Source organism: Streptomyces sp. NBC_00078 (assembly GCF_026343335.1).
Lineage (GTDB): Bacteria > Actinomycetota > Actinomycetes > Streptomycetales > Streptomycetaceae > Streptomyces.
In genome coordinates this window covers 6,318,993-6,337,800 of sequence record NZ_JAPELX010000001.1, presented here as the reverse complement: position 1 = coordinate 6,337,800, position 18,808 = coordinate 6,318,993, and the positions used below count along the sequence as shown (strand labels likewise).

Here is an 18,808-nt window from a genome sequence, read left to right as displayed (position 1 = left end):
GTCTCAGCCCTCCGTCAGCCCCGCCACCAGCTCGTCCGCGGCACCGTACGGATCCAGCTCCCCGCCGACGATCCGCTGCGCCAGCACACTCAGCCGGCGATCTCCGTGGAGGTCGCCGATGCGGGCACGCAGGGCCGTCACCGCGATGGTCTCCACCTCGCGCGACGCACGGGCGAGGCGGCGTTGCGCCAGCACCCCCCGCTCCTCCATCCATGCGCGGTGCTTCTCCAGTGCCTCGACGACCTCGTCGACGCCCTCGGCGCGCGCGGCGACCGTCTTGACGATCGGCGGGCGCCAGTCACCGGGGCCACGGGACTCGCCCAGGCCCAGCATGTGGTTCAGCTCGCGGGCGGTGGCGTCCGCGCCGTCCCGGTCCGCCTTGTTGACGACGTAGACGTCGCCGATCTCGAGGATTCCGGCCTTCGCCGCCTGAATGCCGTCACCCATGCCCGGGGCCAGCAGCACCACGCTCGTGTCCGCCTGGGAGGCGATTTCGACCTCCGACTGGCCCACGCCCACCGTCTCGACCAGGATCACGTCGCAGCCCGCGGCGTCCAGCACGCGGATCGCCTGCGGGGCCGCCCAGGCGAGGCCGCCCAGGTGACCGCGGGTCGCCATGGAACGGATGTAGACGCCGGGGTCCGAGGCGTGGTCCGACATGCGGACGCGGTCGCCGAGGAGGGCGCCGCCCGAGAAGGGCGACGACGGGTCGACGGCCAGGACGCCGACCCGTCTGCCCTGCTTGCGGTACGCCGTCACGAGCGCGGAGGTAGACGTGGACTTGCCGACTCCCGGGGAACCGGTCAGGCCGACCACGTACGCGTTCCCCGTGAGCGGAGCAAGCGCCTCCATGACCTCCCTGAGCTGCGGGGACGCCCCCTCGACCAGCGAGATCAGCCGGGCCACGGCCCGCGGCCGGCCTTCCCTGGCCTGGGCCACCAGGGTGGAGACGTCCTGCATCACAGCTCCGTTCAGAGAGTTGCCCGGCGACGGGTTCAGGCCTTGGGTACCCGCACGATCAGCGCGTCACCCTGACCGCCGCCGCCGCACAGCGCGGCCGCGCCCACGCCGCCGCCCCGGCGCTTGAGCTCCAGCGCCAGGTGCAGGACGAGCCGGGCGCCGGACATGCCGATCGGGTGGCCCAGGGCGATCGCGCCGCCGTTGACATTCACCTTTTCCGTGGAAATCCCGAGGTCCTTCATTGACTGCACGGCCACGGCCGCGAAGGCCTCGTTGATCTCGACGAGGTCCAGGTCCTCGACCTCCAGGCCCTCCTTCTTCAGGGCGTGCGCGATCGCGTTGGACGGCTGGGACTGCAGGGAGTTGTCCGGACCCGCCACATTGCCGTGCGCGCCGATCTCCGCAATCCAGTCCACGCCCAGCTCCAGCGCCTTGGCCTTGCTCATCACGACCACGGCCGCCGCACCGTCCGAGATCTGCGAGGCGGAGCCGGCGGTGATCGTGCCGTCCCGGGTGAACGCCGGGCGCAGCTTGCCCAGGGACTCCGCGGTTGTGTCGCCGCGGATGCCCTCGTCCTTGCTGAAGAGGACCGGCTCGCCCTTGCGCTGCGGGATCTCGACCGGGGTGATCTCGGCCTCGAAGATGCCGTTCTTCTGGGCGGCGGCGGCGCGCTGGTGGGACAGCGCGGCGATCTCGTCCTGCTCGGGGCGGGCGATCCCGAGACGGGTGTTGTGCTTCTCCGTCGACTCGCCCATGGCGATGTTCTCGAAGGCGTCGGTCAGGCCGTCGTACGCCATGGCGTCGAGCATCTCGATCGCCCCGTACTTGAAGCCCTCGCGGGACTTCGGCAGCAGGTGGGGCGCGTTGGTCATGGACTCCTGGCCGCCCGCGACGATCACGTCGAACTCGCCGGCGCGGATCAGCTGGTCGGCGAGCGCGATGGCGTCGAGGCCGGACAGACACACCTTGTTGACGGTGAGTGCCGGGACGCTCATCGGGATGCCGGCCTTGACGGCGGCCTGGCGGGCCGGGATCTGGCCCGCGCCGGCCTGCAGCACCTGGCCCATGATGACGTACTGCACCTGGTCGCCGCCGATCCCCGCACGGTCGAGGGCGGCCTTGATCGCGAAGCCGCCGAGGTCGGCTCCGGAGAAGGACTTCAGCGAGCCCAGCAACCGTCCCATGGGCGTACGGGCGCCCGCGACGATCACCGAGGTCGTGCTGTTCGATCCAGACATGAGCTGCGATCCCCTTACCGGCTGCACTGCCGAGGAGTGAACGAGGGTTTACTTCGAATGTACTGAGTGGCACTCCGTGCCGTCACCCGGCCGTCGGTGTGATCGCGCGCACGTTGCGTAACTACCGGGGGAGCGCTGCACTGACACCATGCTGACGCGAATCGACCACATCGGGATCGCCTGCTTCGACCTCGACCAAACCGTCGAGTTCTACCGGGCCACGTACGGCTTCGAGGTGTTCCACTCCGAGGTCAACGAGGAGCAGGGCGTGCGCGAGGCCATGCTCAAGATCAACGACACGTCCGACGGCGGCGCCTCCTACCTGCAGCTTCTGGAGCCGACGCGTCCGGACTCGACCGTCGCCAAGTGGCTCGACAAGAACGGCGAGGGCGTCCACCACATCGCTTTCGGAACGGCGGATGTCGACAGCGAGGCCGCGGACATCCGCGACAAGGGCGTACGCGTTCTGTACGAAGAGCCGCGACGCGGTTCCATGGGGTCACGGATCACGTTCCTGCACCCCAAGGATTGCCACGGCGTTCTGACAGAACTGGTCACTTCGGCGCCTGTTGAGTCACCTGAGCACTGACCCCCGTACATATGGGCCGGTAGGGTTGGGGGCGGTCGCCGCTTCTTGGGGGGTGACCCGGTCCTGGCGTCAGAGGTGGCGCCCGCCGTACGACGCCTGGCACGCACGCTCGCCGCGCTGCCGAAAGGCCCTGGTGGCTCCCCGCCACGAGGACCTTCCGGCGCCTTGCGACCGCACGTGCCGGTCGACGCGCGGCCCGCCCTGAGGGCGGACGACGCCACCTCTGACGCCGGGACCGCCGGGACCGGGTTTCGGGGGGCGGGCGTCGGGGCAGCAGCCCGTGCTCCGCCGTTGATCTGACACCATTCCCCGGGGGCCCCGTTCGGCGGATGGACGGAGCTCGTATGGCCAGACTTGCGACCAGGGGACGGATGGGACCGCGCAGTGCGGGGCTACGAACGCCAGGAGCGAGAGCCGGCGGCTGACGTCGACCACCTCTCTCGGTTCGAGGCCGAGATGGAGCGGCTGAAGACCGAGCGGGAAAAGGCGATCCAGCACGCCGAGGACCTCGGCTACCAGGTCGAGGTGCTGCGCGCCAAGCTGCACGAGGCGCGCCGCACCATCATGTCCCGGCCCTCCTACGACGCCAGTGGCGGCGACATCGGCTACCAGGCCGAACAGTTGCTGCGCAACGCGCAGGTCCAGGCCGACCAGCTGCGCCAGGACGCCGAGCGCGAGCTGAGCCAGGCGCGGGCGCAGACCCAGCGCATCCTCCAGGAGCACGCGGAGAACGCGGCCCGGCTGCAGGCGGAGCTGCACCAGGAGGCGGTCACCCGGCGCCAGCAGCTCGACCAGGAGCTGTCGGAGCGCCGGCAGACCGTCGAGTCGCACGTCAACGAGAACGTGGCATGGGCGGAGCAGCTGCGCGCCCGTTCGGAGTCCCAGGCCCGCCGGCTCCTGGAGGAGTCCCGCGCCGAGGCCGAGCAGGCCATGGCCGCCGCGCGCGCGGAGGCCGAGCGGGTCGCGTCCGAGGCCCGGCAGCGTCTGGAGGCCGACGCCGAGGCGGCCCGTGCGGAGGCCGAGCAGCTGCTGCTCAGGGCCCGCACGGACGCCGAGCGGCTGCTGAACGCCGCGTCCACGCAGGCCCAGGAGGCCACCGACCACGCCGAGCAGTTGCGCACCTCCACCGTCTCGGAGTCGGACTCCGCCCGCCGCCAGGCGCAGGAGATGAGCCGGACCGCCGAGCAGCGCATGGCGGAGGCCGAGGAGGCGCTGCGCAAGGCGCAGGCCGAGGCCGACAAGCTCGTCACCGAGGCCACGGCGGCGGCCGAGAAGGCGCTCACGAGCGCCGAGTCGACGAACGAGCAGCGCACGCGTACGGCGAAGGAGCAGGTCGCCCGGCTGGTCGAGGAGGCCACCAAGGAGGCGGAGTCCACCAGGTCGGACGCCGAGCAGGCCGTCGCGGACGCCCGCGCCGAGGCCGAGCGGATCGTCGCGGAGGCCTCCGAGAAGGCCCGCACGATCACCGCCGAGGAGAGCGCGACCCAGCTGTCGAAGGCGGCCAAGACCGCCGAGGACGTCCTCAACAAGGCGCAGGAGGACGCGCAGAAGACCACCAAGGCGGCCGCCGAGGAGGCCGAGCGGATCCGCCGCGAGGCGGAGACCGAAGCGGACCGGCTGCGCGCCGAGGCCCACGACATCGCCGAGCAGCTCAAGGGCTCGGCGAAGGACGACACCAAGGAGTACCGCGCCAAGACGGTCGAGCTGCAGGAGGAGGCGCGCCGGCTGCGCGGCGAGGCCGAGCAACTGCGTGCCGACGCGGTCGCCGAGGGCGAGAAGATCCGCGCGGAGGCCCGCAAGGAGGCCGTCCAGCAGATCGAGGAGGCGGCCAAGACCGCCGAGGAGCTGCTGGCGAAGGCCAAGCAGGACGCGGACGAGCTGCGCCAGAAGGCCACGACGGACAGCGAGAAGGTCCGTACGGAGGCCATCGAGCGGGCGACCACGCTGCGCCGGCAGGCCGAGGAGACGCTGCAGCGCACCCGTCAGGAGGCCGAGCGGCACCGCGAGGAGGTCGTCGAGCAGGCCGAAGGCATCAAGGCTGACGCCGAGCTGGCCGCTCGCGAGCTGCACGAGGAGACCGAGCGGGCCATAGAGGCACGCCGAGCGGAGGCCGCGGAGGAGCTGACGCGGCTGCAGGCGGAGTCCGAGGACCGGCTCGCCGCCGCCGAGCGGGCGCTGACCGAGGCCCGCGAGGAGGCGTCGCGCATCCGCCGCGAGGCCGCCGAGGAGGCCGAGCGGCTGCGCGCCGAGGCCGCCGAGCGGATCCGCACCCTGCAGCAGCAGGCCGAGGCGGAGGCCGACCGGCTGCGCAACGAGGCCGCCTCGGACGCGTCCACCTCGCGTGCCGAGGCCGAGGCCGTCGCCATACGCCTGCGGTCGGAGGCCGCGGCCGAGGCCGAGCGGCTGAAGTCGGAGGCCCAGGACACCGCCGACCGGGTACGGGCGGAGGCGCAGGCCGCCGCCGAGCGACTCGGCACGGAGGCCTCGGAGACGCTGGCCGCCGCGCAGGAGGAGGCCGGCCGGCGCCGTCGCGAGGCCGAGGAAACCCTCGGCGCCGCGCGCGCCGAGGCCGACCAGGAGCGCGAGCGGGCCCGCGAGCAGAGCGAGGAGCTGCTGGCCTCGGCGCGCAACCGCGTCGAGGAGGCACAGGCCGAGGCGGTCCGGCTGGTCGAGGAGGCCGACCGGCGCGCGAACGAGATGGTGTCGGCCGCCGAGCAACACGCCCAGCAGGTACGGGACTCCGTGGCCGGGCTGCACGAGCAGGCCCAGGAGGAGATCACCGGGCTGCGCAGCGCCGCCGAGCACGCGGCGGACCACACCCGGCGCGAGGCGCAGGAGGAATCGGACCGGGTCCGTGCGGACGCCTACTCCGAGCGGGAGCGGGCGTCCGAGGACGCGGGCCGGATCCGGCGCGAGGCGCGGGAGGAGACGGACGCCGCCAAGTCGCTCGCGGAGCGCACGGTTTCGGAGGCGATCGCGGAGTCGGAGCGGCTGCGTTCGGAGGCCGCCGAATACGCACAACGGGTGCGTACGGAGGCGTCGGACGCGATCGCCGAGGCCGACCAGGCCGCGGCGCGCACCCGGGCGGACGCCCGCGACGACGCCAACCGCATCCGGTCGGACGCCGCCACCCAGGCGGACACCCTCATCACCGAGGCACGCAGCGAGGCGGAGCGGCTCACGACGGAGACGGTCGCGGACACCGACAGGCTGCGCTCCGACACGGTCGCCGAGGCCGAGCGGGTGCGGGCCGAGGCGGTCACCAAGGCCGAGAGGCTCATCGCGGACGCCACCGGGGACGCGGAGCGGCTGCGGGCCGAGGCCGCCGAGACGGTCGGCTCCGCGCAGCAGCACGCCGAGCGGGTGCGCAGCGAGTCCGAGCGCGTCAAGGCCGAGGCGGCCACGGAGGCCGAGCGGCTGGTCAACTCGGCGCGCGAGGAAGCCGACCGGACCCTCGACGAGGCCCGCAGGGACGCCAACAAACGGCGCTCGGACGTGGCCGAGCAGGTCGACACGCTCATCACGGAGACCACGGCCGAGGCCGACAAGCTGCTCACCGAGGCACAGCAGCAGGCCCACAAGACCACCGCCGACGCCGAGGCGCAGGCCGACTCCATGGTGGGCGCGGCCCGCACGGAGGCGGACCGCCTGGTGTCGGAGGCCACGGTCGAGGGCAACTCGCGCGTGGAGAAGGCCCGTACGGACGCGGACGAGCTGCTCGTCGGCGCCCGCCGGGACGCCACGCAGATCCGGGAGCGCGCGGAGGAGCTGCGTGAGCGGATCACCGGCGAGATCGAGGCGCTGCACGAGCGGGCCCGGCGCGAGTCCGCCGAGACGATGAAGTCCACGGGCGACCGGTGCGACGCGCTCATCAAGGCCGCCGAGGAGCAGCTGGCCAAGGCACAGGCGAAGGCCAGGGAGCTGGTCTCGGAGGCCAACTCCGAGGCGGGCAAGGTCCGTATCGCCGCCGTGAAGAAGGCCGAGGGGCTCCTGAAGGAGGCCGAGCTGAAGAAGTCGGCGCTCGTGAAGGAGGCCGAGGAACTCAAGGCCGAGGCGATCCGCGAGGCCAGGCGCACGGTCGAGGAAGGCAAGCGGGAGCTGGAGATCCTGGTCCGCCGGCGCGAGGACATCAACGCCGAGATCTCCCGTGTCCAGGACGTGCTGGAGGCGTTGGAGTCTTTCGAGGCTCCCACAGCGGGCAAGGACGGCGGCGTCAAGGCGGGTGTGACGGTCGGCGCCCCTCGTTCGGGTAAGCCGTCGGACAGCTGATCGACAGGTCCGAATCCGGCGCAGTCTGGGGCCTTTGACCAAGTTTTTGGCAAGCCGTCCTGCGGTCAGCCACCCAAAAGGGGTGTCATTCTGCAGATCAAACACGTATCCGCTCGATGACACACCGCTTAGGCCCCTAGGATTCCCCCTATCACCTCACCGGTCTCATTTGACAGGAACCCCATGAGCGACACTTCCCCCTACGGCTTCGAGCTTGTGCGGCGTGGGTACGACCGCGCTCAGGTGGACGAACGCATCTCGAAGCTCGTCTCCGACCGTGACAGCGCTCTGGCCCGTATCACCGCCCTGGAAAAGCGCATTGAGGAACTCCACCTCGAGACGCAGAACGCCCAGGCCCAGGTGACCGACGCAGAGCCGTCGTACGCAGGCCTCGGCGCGCGTGTCGAGAAGATCCTCCGCCTCGCCGAGGAGGAGGCCAAGGATCTGCGCGAGGAGGCGCGTCGCGCGGCCGAACAGCACCGCGAGCTCGCGGAGTCGGCGGCCCAGCAGGTCCGCAACGACGCAGAATCGTTCGCTGCGGAGCGTAAGTCCAAGGCCGAGGACGAGGGCGTCCGCATCGTCGAGAAGGCCAAGAGCGACGCCTCTCAGCTGCGTTCCGAGGCGCAGAAGGACGCGCAGTCCAAGCGCGAGGAGGCCGACGCCCTCTTCGAGGAGACCCGCGCCAAGGCCGCGCAGGCCGCCGCCGACTTCGAGACGAACCTCGCCAAGCGCCGCGAGCAGTCCGAGCGCGACCTCGCGTCGCGTCAGCAGAAGGCGGAGAAGCGTCTCGCGGAGATCGAGCACCGCGCGGAGCAGCTGCGCCTGGAGGCGGAGAAGCTGCGCACGGACGCCGAGCGCCGCGCCCGCCAGACGGTGGAGACGGCTCAGCGCCAGGCCGAGGACATCGTGGCCGACGCCAACGCCAAGGCCGACCGGATCCGTTCGGAATCCGAGCGCGAGCTGGCCGCCCTCACCAACCGCCGCGACAGCATCAACGCCCAGCTGACGAACGTCCGCGAGATGCTCGCGACGCTCACGGGCGCCGCGGTGGCCGCCGCCGGTTCGCCGGCCGAGGACGAGCCGATCTCCCGTGGGGTTCCGGCGCAGCAGTCCCGGTAACCGGCAGCACGATCAGAGGCCCGCACCGTCTCCCCCGAAGGTGCGGGCCTCTGGCCTGCCCGGCCTCCCCTCACCACCCCGCGGACGACGTCCTGGGCGATGCCGCCCCCCGACGGGGCTGCTGCCCGTACCCCAGGGCGCCGGCGCCCGCCTGGCACCGACTCCCGGCCCGCTCGCCGAATGTCCCTGCCCCTGCCCGGTCGCGACGGCGGGCCTGCGGCCGGCCGCCCCGGCTCTCGCCCGGCTGCCTGCCCGGGTGGCAGTGGCCCAACCGGCGTCTTAGCGTGGCCGCATGATCGAGCTCGAGGGCCTGACCAAGCGCTACGGCGAGAAGCTGGCGGTCAACAACCTCACGTTCACCGTCAGACCTGGCCTGGTGACGGGTTTCCTCGGGCCGAACGGGGCCGGCAAGTCGACGACGATGCGCATGATGCTCGGGCTCGACCGGCCCACCGCAGGGAACGTCCGTATAGACGGAAAGCACTACGACCGCCTGAAGGAACCCCTGAAGTACATCGGCGCCCTGCTGGACGCCAAGGCCATGCACGGCGGCCGCAGCGCCTTCAACCATCTGCTCTGCCTCGCGCAGAGCAACGGCATCCCGAAGCGGCGAGTGGCCGAGGTCCTCGACACCGTGGGCCTCACGGCGGTGGCGCGGAAGAAGGCCAAGGGGTTCTCGCTCGGCATGGGACAACGGCTCGGGATCGCCGGCGCGCTGCTGGGCGACCCGCGGATCCTGATGTTCGACGAGCCGGTCAACGGTCTCGACCCCGAGGGCATCCACTGGATCCGCAACCTGATGAAGTCGCTCGCGGCCCAGGGCCGTACGGTCTTCGTCTCCTCCCACCTGATGAGCGAGATGGCGCTGACCGCCGAGCACCTCGTGGTCATCGGACAGGGGCGACTGCTCGCCGACACCTCCATGGCCGACTTCATCGAGCGGAACTCACGGTCGTACATCCGCATCCGCTCCCCGCAGCGCGAGCGGCTGCTCGACGTGCTGCACGAGGCCGGGGTCACCGTCGTCGAGTCCGGCAGCGGGGTGCTGGAGGTGGACGGCGGCAAGGCCGAGCAGATCGGCGAGCTGGCCGCGCAGCACCAGCTCGTACTGCACGAGCTGAGCCCCCAGCAGGCCTCCCTGGAGGAGGCGTTCATGCAGCTGACCGCGGAGTCGGTGGAGTACCACGCGCACGCCGACACACCCCACGAGGCACCGGCGCCCCCTGAGCGGCCGCACTGGGGCGAGGACTGGAAGAGGAGCTGAGCATGGCGGCGATCCAGGTCGTACAGTCCGAGTGGACCAAGATCCGGTCAGTGGCGTCCACGGTGTGGACGCTCTCCCTCTCCGTGGTCGTCACCGTCGCGCTCGGCATGCTCATCTCGGCGCTGTCCCGGCACGAGTTCGACACCATGAGCCAGCAGGACAGGCTCTCCTTCGACCCGACGTTCATCAGTTTCGCCGGCATGAGCCTCGGCCAGCTCGCCATGATCGTGTTCGGCGTGCTGGTCGTCTCGAACGAGTACAGCACCGGCATGATCCGCACCTCGCTGGCCGCCGTCCCGCAGCGCGGCACCTTCCTGTTCAGCAAGATCGCCGTGGCGGCCGGGCTCGCCCTCGTCGTCGGCATGGTCACCAGCTTCGTCGCCTTCTTCCTCGGGCAGGCGATGCTCGGCTCGCACCGGGCGGCCATCGGCGATCCGCACGTCCTGCGCGCCGTGATCGGCGGCGGTGTCTACATGACCCTCATCGCGGTGTTCTCGATGGGCGTCGCCGCGATGCTGCGCTCGCCGATGCTGTCGCTGGGCATCCTGATGCCGTTCTTCTTCCTGATCTCCAACATCCTGGGCAATGTCGACGCGACGAAGAAGATCGGCCGGTTCCTGCCCGACCAGGCCGGCAGCAAGATCATGCAGGTCGTGACGCCGGTCGGCGACGACACTCCCTACGACCCCTGGGGCGGACTCGGGATCATGGTGCTGTGGGCCGTCGCCGCACTGCTCGGCGGATACCTGTTGCTGAAGAGGCGGGACGCGTGAGCAAAGACGTGAGCGGGAGCAGCTCTTTTACTTCCTCTTGAGCGGAACCGTCAGCGCCTCGATATCCTCCTAACCCTTACGGGGGCGTGTGCCCTGCTGTCCTGATCCTTTCGATGGGTGCGGAGCATGATCGAGGCTGTCGGCCTGACCAAGCGCTACGGCGACAAGACCGCCGTGTACAACCTTTCCTTCCAGGTGCGGCCCGGCGCCGTCACCGGCTTCCTCGGACCCAACGGCTCCGGCAAGTCGACGACGATGCGCATGATCCTCGGCCTGGACAACCCCACCGCGGGGCAGGTGACGATCGGCGGATACCCGTACCCCAGGCTCCCCAACGCTCCCCGCCAGGTGGGCGCCCTGCTCGACGCCAAGGCCGTGCACGGCGGGCGGTCGGCCCGCAACCACCTGCTGTGCCTGGCCCAGCTGTCCGGGATCCCGGCGCGCAGGGTCGACGAGGTACTGGGCGTGGTCGGGCTCCAGGATGTGGCCAGGAAGCGCTCCAAGGGCTTCTCCCTCGGCATGGGGCAGCGCCTGGGCATCGCCGCCGCGCTCCTCGGCGACCCGCAGGTGCTGCTGTTCGACGAGCCGGTCAACGGCCTCGACCCCGAGGGCATTCACTGGGTGCGCAACCTCATGAAGTCGCTCGCGGCGGAGGGCCGTACCGTCTTCGTCTCCTCCCACCTCATGAGCGAGATGGCGCTGACCGCCGACCACCTCATCGTGATCGGCCGCGGTCAGCTGCTGGCCGACATGAGCGTCAAGGACTTCATCTCGGCGAACTCGGCCGACTTCGCGCGCGTGCGCACGCCGGACACCGAGCCGCAGCTGCGCGAGAAGCTGACGTCCGCGCTCACCGAGGCGGGCGGGCACGTACTGCCGGAGCAGGACGGCGCCCTGCGGATCACGGGACTGCCGCTCCCCCGCATCAGCGACATCGCGCACGACAGCGACGTACGCCTGTGGGAGCTGTCGCCGCACCAGGCCTCGCTGGAGGAGGCGTACATGCGGATGACGCAGGGAGCCGTCGACTACCGCTCGACCATCGACCAGAAGGCCGGGCTGATGCAGCCGCTGCCGCCCGGCGTGCAGCCGCCGATGCCGGTGCCGGGGCAGGGCCAGCCCGACTGGTACGCCCCGCCGCCGCCCCAGCAGAGCGGCCAGGCCTTCGCGATGCCGCAGGGCGCCCCGGGTCCGCAGGGCGCGGCGCCCGCCGGCCCGTACGGCTCCGGGCAGCCCTCGGCGGGCCCCTACGGTGCCCCCGGCGCCCCCGCGGCGGGCCCGGCCAACCCGTACGCCCAGTCGGCGCCCCAGGCGCCCCAGGCCCCTGTCGCCGCCCCCGCCGACCTGACCAAGCCCGAGGACGCCCGATGAGCACGCCCCAGCCCCCGATGCCGCAGGCCGCCGCACCCGACTGGCAGGCGGCCGCGCCCGGTTCGCCGTACCCCACCTACACCTCGCCGATCCCCGTCGTGCGCACGCACCTCGGGCACGTGATCGCCTCGGAGTGGACGAAGATCAGGTCGGTGCGCTCCACGACATGGACGCTCGGCGTGTTCGTGCTGCTCGTCGTCGGCATCGGAGTACTGGTGGCAGCGCTGGTCTCCGCCAACGCGGGCGAGGCCGATCTGTCCGGCGACAACCCGCTGTCCTTCGGTGTCTTCGGGCTGCTCCTGGGCAGCATGTGCATCATCACGCTCGGCGTGCTGACCACGGCATCGGAGTACGGCACCGGCATGATCCGGACGACGATGACCGCATGCCCCTCCCGGGGACGGGTGCTGGCGGCGAAGGCGATCGTGTTCTTCTCGGTGGCGTTCACCGTCACGTTCGTGTCGGTGCTCCTTGTCGCCCTCGCGGACGTGGGCATGCTGGACGGCGCCAAGGAGCCGTCGGGCAGTGAGTGGCTGAAGGGCACACTCGGCATCTCGCTCTACATCGCGCTGCTCGGCCTGTTCTCACTCGTCGTCGGCTCGATCATCCGCCACTCGGCGGGCGCCATCACCCTCATGATCGGCCTCGTGCTGGCGCCCCTGGTGATCGCGCTGTTCATGTTCTCGTCGGCGCTGGAGGACGTGCGCCAGGCACTGTTCGACTACTCGATCCCGAGCCAGCTCGGCGCCTTCTACACCACGTCGCTCAGCAACTCGGGCCCGACCGGCTGGGACCCGGTGTGGATCGCCCTGGGAGTGACCGCCGCCGCGTTCGCCGGCGCGTTCGTGCTGCTGCAGAAGCGCGACGTCTAGCCTCTGGCCCGGGGTCAGAACTTCGGCGCGTTACGGGACCGCTGCACCCGCGTGGTGCGGCGGTCCTTCGCGTTCCAGCACGCCTTGTGCCAGTGACGGCGCTCGTCGACGCCCGAGTGCTCCGGCCAGGCCACGACATGCGGTACGCCGGAGGGGATCATCTGTTCGCAGCCGGGGCAGCGGTAGGTCTTGCCCTGCGCGCTGGCGCCCGCGACGTGCCGCACGCTCCACTCCTCGCCCTGCCAGCTCTCCGTCGACTGCCAGCCGCCGTAGCGGCCGGGGCGGTCGTCCTCGGCGCTCCGGCCGGACGAGACCGACGGGTCGGCTCCCTTGGGTCGGTTGCGACGCGGGGACACGGGACACCTCACGGGGCTATACAGGAAGCACGGGTCCTGTCCAGCCTACGGGGCGCGGACAGGGGTACGCGTAGAGGACCGGGCGCCGCCGGCCGCCGCGAGCGCGCCCATTCTGCAGACAATCCGCAAATCCCTTCGCCAGGCCGTGTCCTCGGCACGTGTCAGACGGTTATGCGGGTGGGGGAGCTCCGTGTCGGGGCCAAGGAAGCAGGAAAAGCGATGCACGTAGGAAGTTTCGTGTTGGCGGCCCAGTTCCCGGGGCAGGGCCAGGGGGAGGCGCTGCACCGCGCGGTCCGTTCGGCCGAGGTCGCCGAAGAAGCCGGTCTGGACTCGGTCTGGCTGGCCGAGCACCACTTCGTGCCCTACGGGACCTGTCCGTCGGCGATCACCCTGGCGGCGTTACTGCTCGGCCGCACCCGCCGGATCCGGGTCGGCACGGCGGTGACCGTGCTGCCCACCGCCCACCCGGTGTCGGTCGGCGAGCAGGCCGCGCTGCTGCACATCACCTCCGGCGGGCGCTTCTCGCTGGGCGTGGGGCGCGGCGGCCCGTGGGTCGACCTGGAGGTGTTCGGGTCAGGCATCGAGGCGTACGAGAAGGGGTTCCCGGAATCACTCGATCTGCTGGTTCGCTGGCTGCGCGAGCCGTCGGTCGGGGCGGCCGGGGACCGCTTCGCCTTCCGTGAAGTCCCCGTCGTACCAAGGCCGTCGGAGTCCCTCACGGACACGGCGGGCCCCGAGGTCGTCGTCGCGTGCACCTCGCCGTCGAGCGTACGGACGGCCGCCGAGCGCGGGCTGCCGATGCTCCTCGGGATGCATGTGGGCGACGAGGAGAAGGCCGAGATGGTCGCCCTGTGGCGGCAGCTGGCGCGCGCCGCCGGGCATCCGGCGGACGAGATCCTCGGCGCGGCCCATGTCTCGGCCGGCATCTGCCAGATCGCGGACCGGCGTACGGACGCGGTGGAGGCCCTGACGAAGGCGATGCCGGGCTGGCTGAAGCAGGGGCTGGAGGCGCATGTCACGGTGGACGGCCGGACGCGGCAGATGCGCGGTCCGCTGGCCTACACCGAACTGCTCTGCGGACTGCACCCGGTGGGCACCCCGCGCCTGTGCGCCGACCGGCTCGCGGCGACCAGCGAGCGGACCGGCATCTCCCGCTTCGCGCTGCTCGTCGAGGGCTCGGGAGACCTGGCGGCCACCGAGGAGAATCTACGGCGGCTGGGTGCCGAGGTGCTCCCGCACCTCGGTTGAACGGGCCTGCACTGCAAGGAGCTTGCCGCCCCAGTACTGACACACCTCCCGCGTACGGAGCGGCAAGCAAGCGGCCTGCCTCTCAGCAGTCCCGGAACTCCGGGGACTGGTTGAGCAGCTGACTGCGGACCGAGGCGAAGCGGGCCAGCGTCTCGTCGACCGAGGCGTCCAGCGGGAACACCGCCACGCGGTGGCAGTTCTGGAAGGCCAGCCGCACACCGAAGTGCCTTTGCAGCGCGCCGCGTATGGCGTCGCTCGCGAGCGCACGCAGCAGTTGTCCGCGTGCCTGCTCGTCCGGCGGGGGCGTCTGGTTGTCGGCGAAGTTGCCGCCGTCGACCTTCAGCTGGGCCACCAGGGAGCTGATCATCTCCCATGCGTAGGGCAGGGAGGTCCGGACGCAGTCGACGAATTCGGCTTCGTCGACCTCGCCTCGCTCGGCCTTTTCGAGTAGGGCCGGTGAGACGTCGAGCGACATGGGTTCTCCTCTCGCACCCCCGTGGTCGACAGGGGTTGCCGGACAGATAAGGGAGTTCGCGATACCGAACACGCTCAGTACCCGACTCGCGACCTCCCGTTTCTACGGTAAGCAACGGACGGTGACCGCACCACAAAAATGCGTACATGGAGAGCCCTCATTAGGCGCACAATCAGCCACAAATGAACAAGGGTTGTCTCGGGTCTTCCGGGACAACAGGGGCGCTCTGCCGACGCGAATCGCGTCGACCCGCACCCGTCGAGTAGCGTTGCCGACCATGCGTCTCGTCATTGCCCGATGCTCCGTCGACTACGCGGGCCGGCTCACCGCCCATCTCCCCTCGGCGCCCCGCCTGATCCTGGTGAAGGCGGACGGCAGCGTGTCGATCCATGCGGACGACCGCGCCTACAAGCCCCTGAACTGGATGTCGCCGCCCTGCACCCTCAAGGAGGGTTCCGGCGACGAGGACGGCGTGTGGACCGTCATCAACAAGGCGGGCGAGAAGCTGATCATCACGATGGAGGAAGTCCTCCACGACTCCTCGCACGAACTGGGCGTGGATCCTGGCCTGATCAAGGACGGCGTGGAAGCACACCTTCAGGAGCTGCTCGCCGACCGCATCGAGACCCTCGGCGACGGCTACACGCTCATCCGCCGCGAGTACATGACGGCCATCGGCCCGGTCGACATCCTGTGCCGGGACGCCGAGGGGCGGACCGTCGCGGTCGAGATCAAGCGGCGCGGCGAGATCGACGGCGTGGAGCAGCTCACCCGCTACCTGGAGCTGCTGAACCGCGATCCCCATCTCGCCCCGGTCCGCGGCGTCTTCGCGGCCCAGGAGATCAAGCCCCAGGCCCGTGTCCTCGCGACGGACCGCGGCATCGGATGCACGGTGCTGGACTACAACGCCATGAGGGGCATCGAGGACGACAAGCTCCGGCTGTTCTGAGGGACAGCGGCCAAGAAGGCGGTTCTACGACGGCGAGGGCCGGGTCCGTGAGACGGATCCGGCCCTCGCCGTCTGCGCGGAGCCTCAGATCACCGCGCCGGAACCACTGGGCGTTCCCGCACTGCTCGTCGGCGCGCTCGCGGAACTGCTCGTCTGGGCCGGGGCGCTGGAGGACGCGGGGGCACTGGACGCCGGTCCGCTGGCCGAGTTGGAGGTGGACGGGCTCGTCGAGGGCGGGTCGGTCGGAGGGGGCGTCGTCGTCGGCGACGTCGGCGGCGTAGACGACGGCGTGGTCGCAGGAGTCGTCGGCGTCTTGGTCGGCGTCCCCGAGGTGGACGGCTTCGTCGTCGGCGACTTGGACGGCGAGTGCGACGAACCGCCTCCCGAACCCTTCGTGCCGCTCGGGTCGTCCGACGGCCGCTGGGTGTCGGACGGCGGCGTCGGATCGTCGGAGGTGCCGTACGTGCCGTCGGGGCCCGGGTCCGTCGGGCGGCTCGTCGCGGCGCCGGTGTCGCCGTTGCCGCTCTTCGGCTTGTCGGCGGCCAGGCTGCCGTCGTCGGCGCCCTGGCTGGCGGACGGGTTGACGCCGACCTTCTCGGACGGGTTGTTGGCATCGTTGTTCGAGGTCGCGCCGAGCGTCACGACCGTGCCGAGCACGGCTGCGAGCAGCGCACCCGCGCCGACCGCGACGAGGTTGCGCCGGGCCAGGCCCCGGATGCCGGCCCGGTGGGGCTTGGGCGCCGGACCGGACATGCCTCGGTGGACGACCAGCGTCGAGGCTTCACCGGGCGGCGGCACGCCCGGAAGCGCGGCGGGGATTCCCCGGGGCGGCGACTGCGACTCCTCGTAGCGCGCGTGCGGGACCTCCTCGCCCGCCGTCGAGCCCAGCCCCGGCGTCGTGCCGGAGCGGTCGGCGACCAGAGCCAGGGCGCGGCGGCCCGCCACGGTGCCACGCTTGTCGGCGAGTGCGCCGCGCAGGCCGATGGAGGCCTCCAGCTCGGCGCGGGCCCGGTCGAGCTGTCCGCCGCAGAGCGCCAGGATGCCCAGCTCGTGGTGGAAGTAGGCCTGTTCGGACACCTCGCCGGCGAGCCGGGAGGCCTCGGCACCGAACCGCAGCGTCCGCTCCCAGGCGCTCCAGTGCAGACCCGCGGCGAAGGCCGGCGCCGCCGTGCGGGCCAGCTGCACGGTGACGCTCTCCTCGCCCTCGGCCGGCGCCGTCGTGCCCGGCACCAGGACGCCGAGAGCGGCGAGCAGGGCGTCGGCCTCGGCGCACACGCGCTCCGGGGTGACCGACGGGTGCCCGGCCCACCAGGCGTAGTGCTGGGCTGCGGACAGGGCCCGCGCGTCGGCGTCGTCGACGTATCCGGCGGCCACGAGCTGGGTGAGGACCCCGGCCGCGAGCCGGTAGCGGGAGCCGACCGGGGAGACCAGACCGCAGGACGCCAGTTCGCCGAGGGCGGCGTCGGCGTGGGTGTCTCCGACCAGCGCGGGCAGATGGGCCCGGTGCGGCACCTCGCCGCCGAGCGCGACGGCGAACCGCAGGGTGGCACGCCCCGATTCGCTGAGCCGCGAGGCCAGCAGCGGAGCGGGGGCCGCGGCCTCGCCGAGGGACGGCAGGGGCACGCCTGCGCCGTCCTCGCTGTCGAGGGGCGCGTCGAGCCGTGTGTCGAAGGGGGCGTCGGCGGGAATCGCGTCCTGGAAGACGCCGAACTCGTCGACGGCGTCGGCCCGGGAGCGCTGCTCGTCGCGCTGGCGCAGCAGGGCACCGGCCTGGACGAAGCGCAGGGGCAGGCCCTCGGACTCGAACCAGAGGTCGCCGGCCCAGTTGGCCTCCTCCTCGGTGAGGACACGGCCGACGGCTCGCTCGATGAGCTCCACGCCGCCCGCGCGGTCGAGACCGCCGAGGAAGACCTCTTCGAGGGCGGAGTCGGCGGAGGGCGCGGGCACGTCGGGCGTCGTGCCGATCACGAAGGCGCACTCGGGCGTCGCGTCGAGCAGCTCGTCCAGTCCTGCGCCGCCGAACTCGACGTCGTCCAGGACGACGACCGCGCCGATGTCACGGACCAGCGCGAGCAGTTCGTCCTGTTCCGGACGGTGCAGGGGTGCGTTGTAGACGGCGTAGAAGAGGTCGTGGAGCAGGTCGTTCGCCGTGCGGTGGAAGCCGCTCAGGCGGACGACGCCGTCGGGGGCGAGGTCCTCGCAGTCCTCGGCGACGAGGTCGAGGAGGCTGGTGCGGCCGGAGCCTGCGGGGCCGGTGAGGCGAACGGACCGGCCGCGGGCCAGGAGCCGCACCAGGCGCTCGCGCTCCTCCTGGCGCGCCAGGAGCGGCAGCGACGGCTGGGCCGGGCCCGGCGGAACGGGCGGCCCGGCCGTGCGGTCCACCTCGGCCCGCTCGGCCGCCGTGTACTTCTCGGGCCGCCCCGGGCGCTCGCCCGGCGGGCAGGCCTCTATCTCGCTGCCGTCGACGGGGTTGACGGTGAGGAGGTAGTCGCCCGTGACGAGTTGCACCGTGCGCGCCAGTGCGGGCGTGTGCTGGCCGAAGTCCGGCGTGAGGGGGTCCCTGGGCGGGCGCTGGCGTGATGAGCTGCCGCCCGCGCTCTCGAATGCACTCGAGCGGGAGGTGCCCCCATCGTCGTGGCCGTACTCCTCGGGTCCCCGGCTGTTCGGGTCCATAGGTTTCAAGCCCCCCAAAAGCGTCGTGTGTGCCTTGAGCCCCTCCCGGCCTTGCTGCACACCGCGCTGTCGCTTCTGGTCCGGACCCGCTTGCAGGGATGTCAGGCAGCGGGCGACCGAACCTTAAACCTTCGCTCAGTATCTACGACAGCCCGGGGTACCGCGCCGTGCGAGACGTCACAGTCTCGTGAGGATCGCGCGCGACGACTGCCGCGCGGACCTGCGCCGGGACTCCCCCGCCTCCCGGTTCACATCCGTTCGAAGGGGTCACACGCGAGGCAGTGACTCCACGCCGATGCCACCCTCGATCGCCAGGATCCGGTGCAGTCGGGTGGCCACCAGCAGACGCTGCATCTGTGGCGGCACCTCGCGCAGCACCAGACGCCGGCCGCAGCGGCCGGCCCGCCGGTGGACACCCATGATCACCCCGAGCCCGGTGGCGTCCCAGGAGTCCAGTCCGGACAGGTCCAGCACCAGGTCGCCGACTCCGTCGTCGACGGCCGAGTGCAGGACCGTACGGGCGTCCGCCGCGCTGCGGACGTCGAGGCGGCCCCCGACGACCAGCTCGGCGTGGTCGCCCCTGATGTACATATGCGCTCCCCGAGAGTGCGGTGGCGTACTCCGTGACGGTGGCTGTGCAACGTCTGACTGC

The 18,808-nt window shown here is 71.6% G+C and carries 15 protein-coding genes; 9 read left to right on the top strand and 6 right to left on the bottom strand.

Annotated elements, in window-relative coordinates; all coding sequences use genetic code 11:
* Positions 1-3: 3 nt before the first annotated feature.
* Both meaB and OOK07_RS29980 read right to left on the bottom strand, forming a co-directional pair.
* Positions 4-960: a methylmalonyl Co-A mutase-associated GTPase MeaB gene (gene meaB, locus OOK07_RS29985; RefSeq protein WP_266684872.1), complete on the bottom strand. Its 957-nt coding sequence runs from the start codon at positions 958-960 to the stop codon at positions 4-6.
* Between the two features lie 35 nt (positions 961-995).
* Positions 996-2,198, bottom strand: coding sequence for an acetyl-CoA C-acetyltransferase (locus OOK07_RS29980; RefSeq protein ID WP_266684871.1), 1,203 nt, complete (start codon positions 2,196-2,198; stop codon positions 996-998).
* Positions 2,199-2,346: 148 nt separating this feature from the next.
* On the opposite strand from OOK07_RS29980, the gene mce reads away from it, so the two are divergent.
* The 7 genes from mce (at position 2,347) to OOK07_RS29945 (ending at position 12,455) form a co-directional block, all read left to right on the top strand.
* Entirely contained in the window at positions 2,347-2,787 is a 441-nt protein-coding gene (mce, locus tag OOK07_RS29975; protein WP_266684870.1) for a methylmalonyl-CoA epimerase, read from the top strand.
* Positions 2,788-3,171: 384 nt separating this feature from the next.
* Positions 3,172-7,056: a polarized growth protein Scy gene (gene scy, locus OOK07_RS29970; protein WP_266684869.1), complete on the top strand. Its 3,885-nt coding sequence runs from the start codon at positions 3,172-3,174 to the stop codon at positions 7,054-7,056.
* Positions 7,057-7,239: 183 nt separating this feature from the next.
* On the top strand, positions 7,240-8,175 hold the full coding sequence (locus OOK07_RS29965; RefSeq protein WP_266521657.1) for a coiled-coil domain-containing protein: 936 nt from the start codon (positions 7,240-7,242) through the stop codon (positions 8,173-8,175).
* Positions 8,176-8,467: 292 nt separating this feature from the next.
* Positions 8,468-9,439, top strand: coding sequence for an ABC transporter ATP-binding protein (locus tag OOK07_RS29960; protein ID WP_266799555.1), 972 nt, complete (start codon positions 8,468-8,470; stop codon positions 9,437-9,439).
* Between the two features lie 2 nt (positions 9,440-9,441).
* A complete protein-coding gene (locus tag OOK07_RS29955) occupies positions 9,442-10,212 on the top strand; it encodes an ABC transporter permease (RefSeq protein WP_266799553.1) in 771 nt (256 codons plus the stop codon).
* 126 nt (positions 10,213-10,338) lie between these two features.
* Positions 10,339-11,583: an ABC transporter ATP-binding protein gene (locus OOK07_RS29950; protein WP_266799552.1), complete on the top strand. Its 1,245-nt coding sequence runs from the start codon at positions 10,339-10,341 to the stop codon at positions 11,581-11,583.
* Positions 11,580-12,455, top strand: coding sequence for an ABC transporter permease (locus tag OOK07_RS29945; protein ID WP_266684865.1), 876 nt, complete (start codon positions 11,580-11,582; stop codon positions 12,453-12,455). The genes OOK07_RS29950 and OOK07_RS29945 overlap by 4 nt, the downstream gene beginning before the upstream one ends.
* A gap of 14 nt (positions 12,456-12,469) precedes the next feature.
* On the opposite strand, the gene OOK07_RS29940 is transcribed toward OOK07_RS29945, so the two are convergent.
* Positions 12,470-12,811, bottom strand: coding sequence for an Rv1322 family protein (locus OOK07_RS29940; RefSeq protein WP_266684864.1), 342 nt, complete (start codon positions 12,809-12,811; stop codon positions 12,470-12,472).
* A 219-nt stretch (positions 12,812-13,030) separates the two neighbouring features.
* On the opposite strand from OOK07_RS29940, the gene OOK07_RS29935 reads away from it, so the two are divergent.
* Positions 13,031-14,059 carry an LLM class flavin-dependent oxidoreductase gene (locus OOK07_RS29935; RefSeq protein WP_266799550.1) on the top strand — a complete coding sequence of 343 codons (1,029 nt, stop codon included), beginning with the start codon at positions 13,031-13,033 and terminating at the stop codon, positions 14,057-14,059.
* Positions 14,060-14,141: 82 nt separating this feature from the next.
* On the opposite strand, the gene OOK07_RS29930 is transcribed toward OOK07_RS29935, so the two are convergent.
* Positions 14,142-14,534, bottom strand: a complete 393-nt coding sequence (locus tag OOK07_RS29930) for an SCO5389 family protein (protein ID WP_266684862.1) — start codon at positions 14,532-14,534, stop codon at positions 14,142-14,144.
* Between the two features lie 277 nt (positions 14,535-14,811).
* Here OOK07_RS29930 and nucS point away from each other — a divergent pair, with 277 nt between their 5' ends.
* Entirely contained in the window at positions 14,812-15,483 is a 672-nt protein-coding gene (gene nucS / locus OOK07_RS29925) for an endonuclease NucS (RefSeq protein WP_266521641.1), read from the top strand.
* Between the two features lie 84 nt (positions 15,484-15,567).
* Here nucS and OOK07_RS29920 read toward each other — a convergent pair whose 3' ends face one another.
* Together OOK07_RS29920 and OOK07_RS29915 are read right to left on the bottom strand one after the other, a co-directional pair.
* On the bottom strand, positions 15,568-18,156 hold the full coding sequence (locus OOK07_RS29920; protein WP_266799548.1) for a P-loop NTPase family protein: 2,589 nt from the start codon (positions 18,154-18,156) through the stop codon (positions 15,568-15,570).
* A gap of 267 nt (positions 18,157-18,423) precedes the next feature.
* Positions 18,424-18,747, bottom strand: a complete 324-nt coding sequence (locus OOK07_RS29915; protein ID WP_266521637.1) for an STAS domain-containing protein — start codon at positions 18,745-18,747, stop codon at positions 18,424-18,426.
* Positions 18,748-18,808: the final 61 nt, after the last annotated feature.

What these genes read in the sequence shown, in the direction of transcription:
- OOK07_RS29920 (WP_266799548.1), bottom strand. Translation starts at nt 18,156, where the DNA reads ATGGACCCGAACAGCCGGGGACCCGAGGAGTACGGCCACGACGATGGG.
- OOK07_RS29935 (WP_266799550.1), top strand. Translation starts at nt 13,031, where the DNA reads ATGCACGTAGGAAGTTTCGTGTTGGCGGCCCAGTTCCCGGGGCAGGGC.
- OOK07_RS29980 (WP_266684871.1), bottom strand. Translation starts at nt 2,198, where the DNA reads ATGTCTGGATCGAACAGCACGACCTCGGTGATCGTCGCGGGCGCCCGT.
- mce (WP_266684870.1), top strand. Translation starts at nt 2,347, where the DNA reads ATGCTGACGCGAATCGACCACATCGGGATCGCCTGCTTCGACCTCGAC.
- OOK07_RS29960 (WP_266799555.1), top strand. Translation starts at nt 8,468, where the DNA reads ATGATCGAGCTCGAGGGCCTGACCAAGCGCTACGGCGAGAAGCTGGCG.
- OOK07_RS29950 (WP_266799552.1), top strand. Translation starts at nt 10,339, where the DNA reads ATGATCGAGGCTGTCGGCCTGACCAAGCGCTACGGCGACAAGACCGCC.
- OOK07_RS29945 (WP_266684865.1), top strand. Translation starts at nt 11,580, where the DNA reads ATGAGCACGCCCCAGCCCCCGATGCCGCAGGCCGCCGCACCCGACTGG.
- OOK07_RS29915 (WP_266521637.1), bottom strand. Translation starts at nt 18,747, where the DNA reads ATGTACATCAGGGGCGACCACGCCGAGCTGGTCGTCGGGGGCCGCCTC.
- OOK07_RS29930 (WP_266684862.1), bottom strand. Translation starts at nt 14,534, where the DNA reads ATGTCGCTCGACGTCTCACCGGCCCTACTCGAAAAGGCCGAGCGAGGC.
- OOK07_RS29955 (WP_266799553.1), top strand. Translation starts at nt 9,442, where the DNA reads ATGGCGGCGATCCAGGTCGTACAGTCCGAGTGGACCAAGATCCGGTCA.
- OOK07_RS29965 (WP_266521657.1), top strand. Translation starts at nt 7,240, where the DNA reads ATGAGCGACACTTCCCCCTACGGCTTCGAGCTTGTGCGGCGTGGGTAC.
- meaB (WP_266684872.1), bottom strand. Translation starts at nt 960, where the DNA reads ATGCAGGACGTCTCCACCCTGGTGGCCCAGGCCAGGGAAGGCCGGCCG.
- nucS (WP_266521641.1), top strand. Translation starts at nt 14,812, where the DNA reads ATGCGTCTCGTCATTGCCCGATGCTCCGTCGACTACGCGGGCCGGCTC.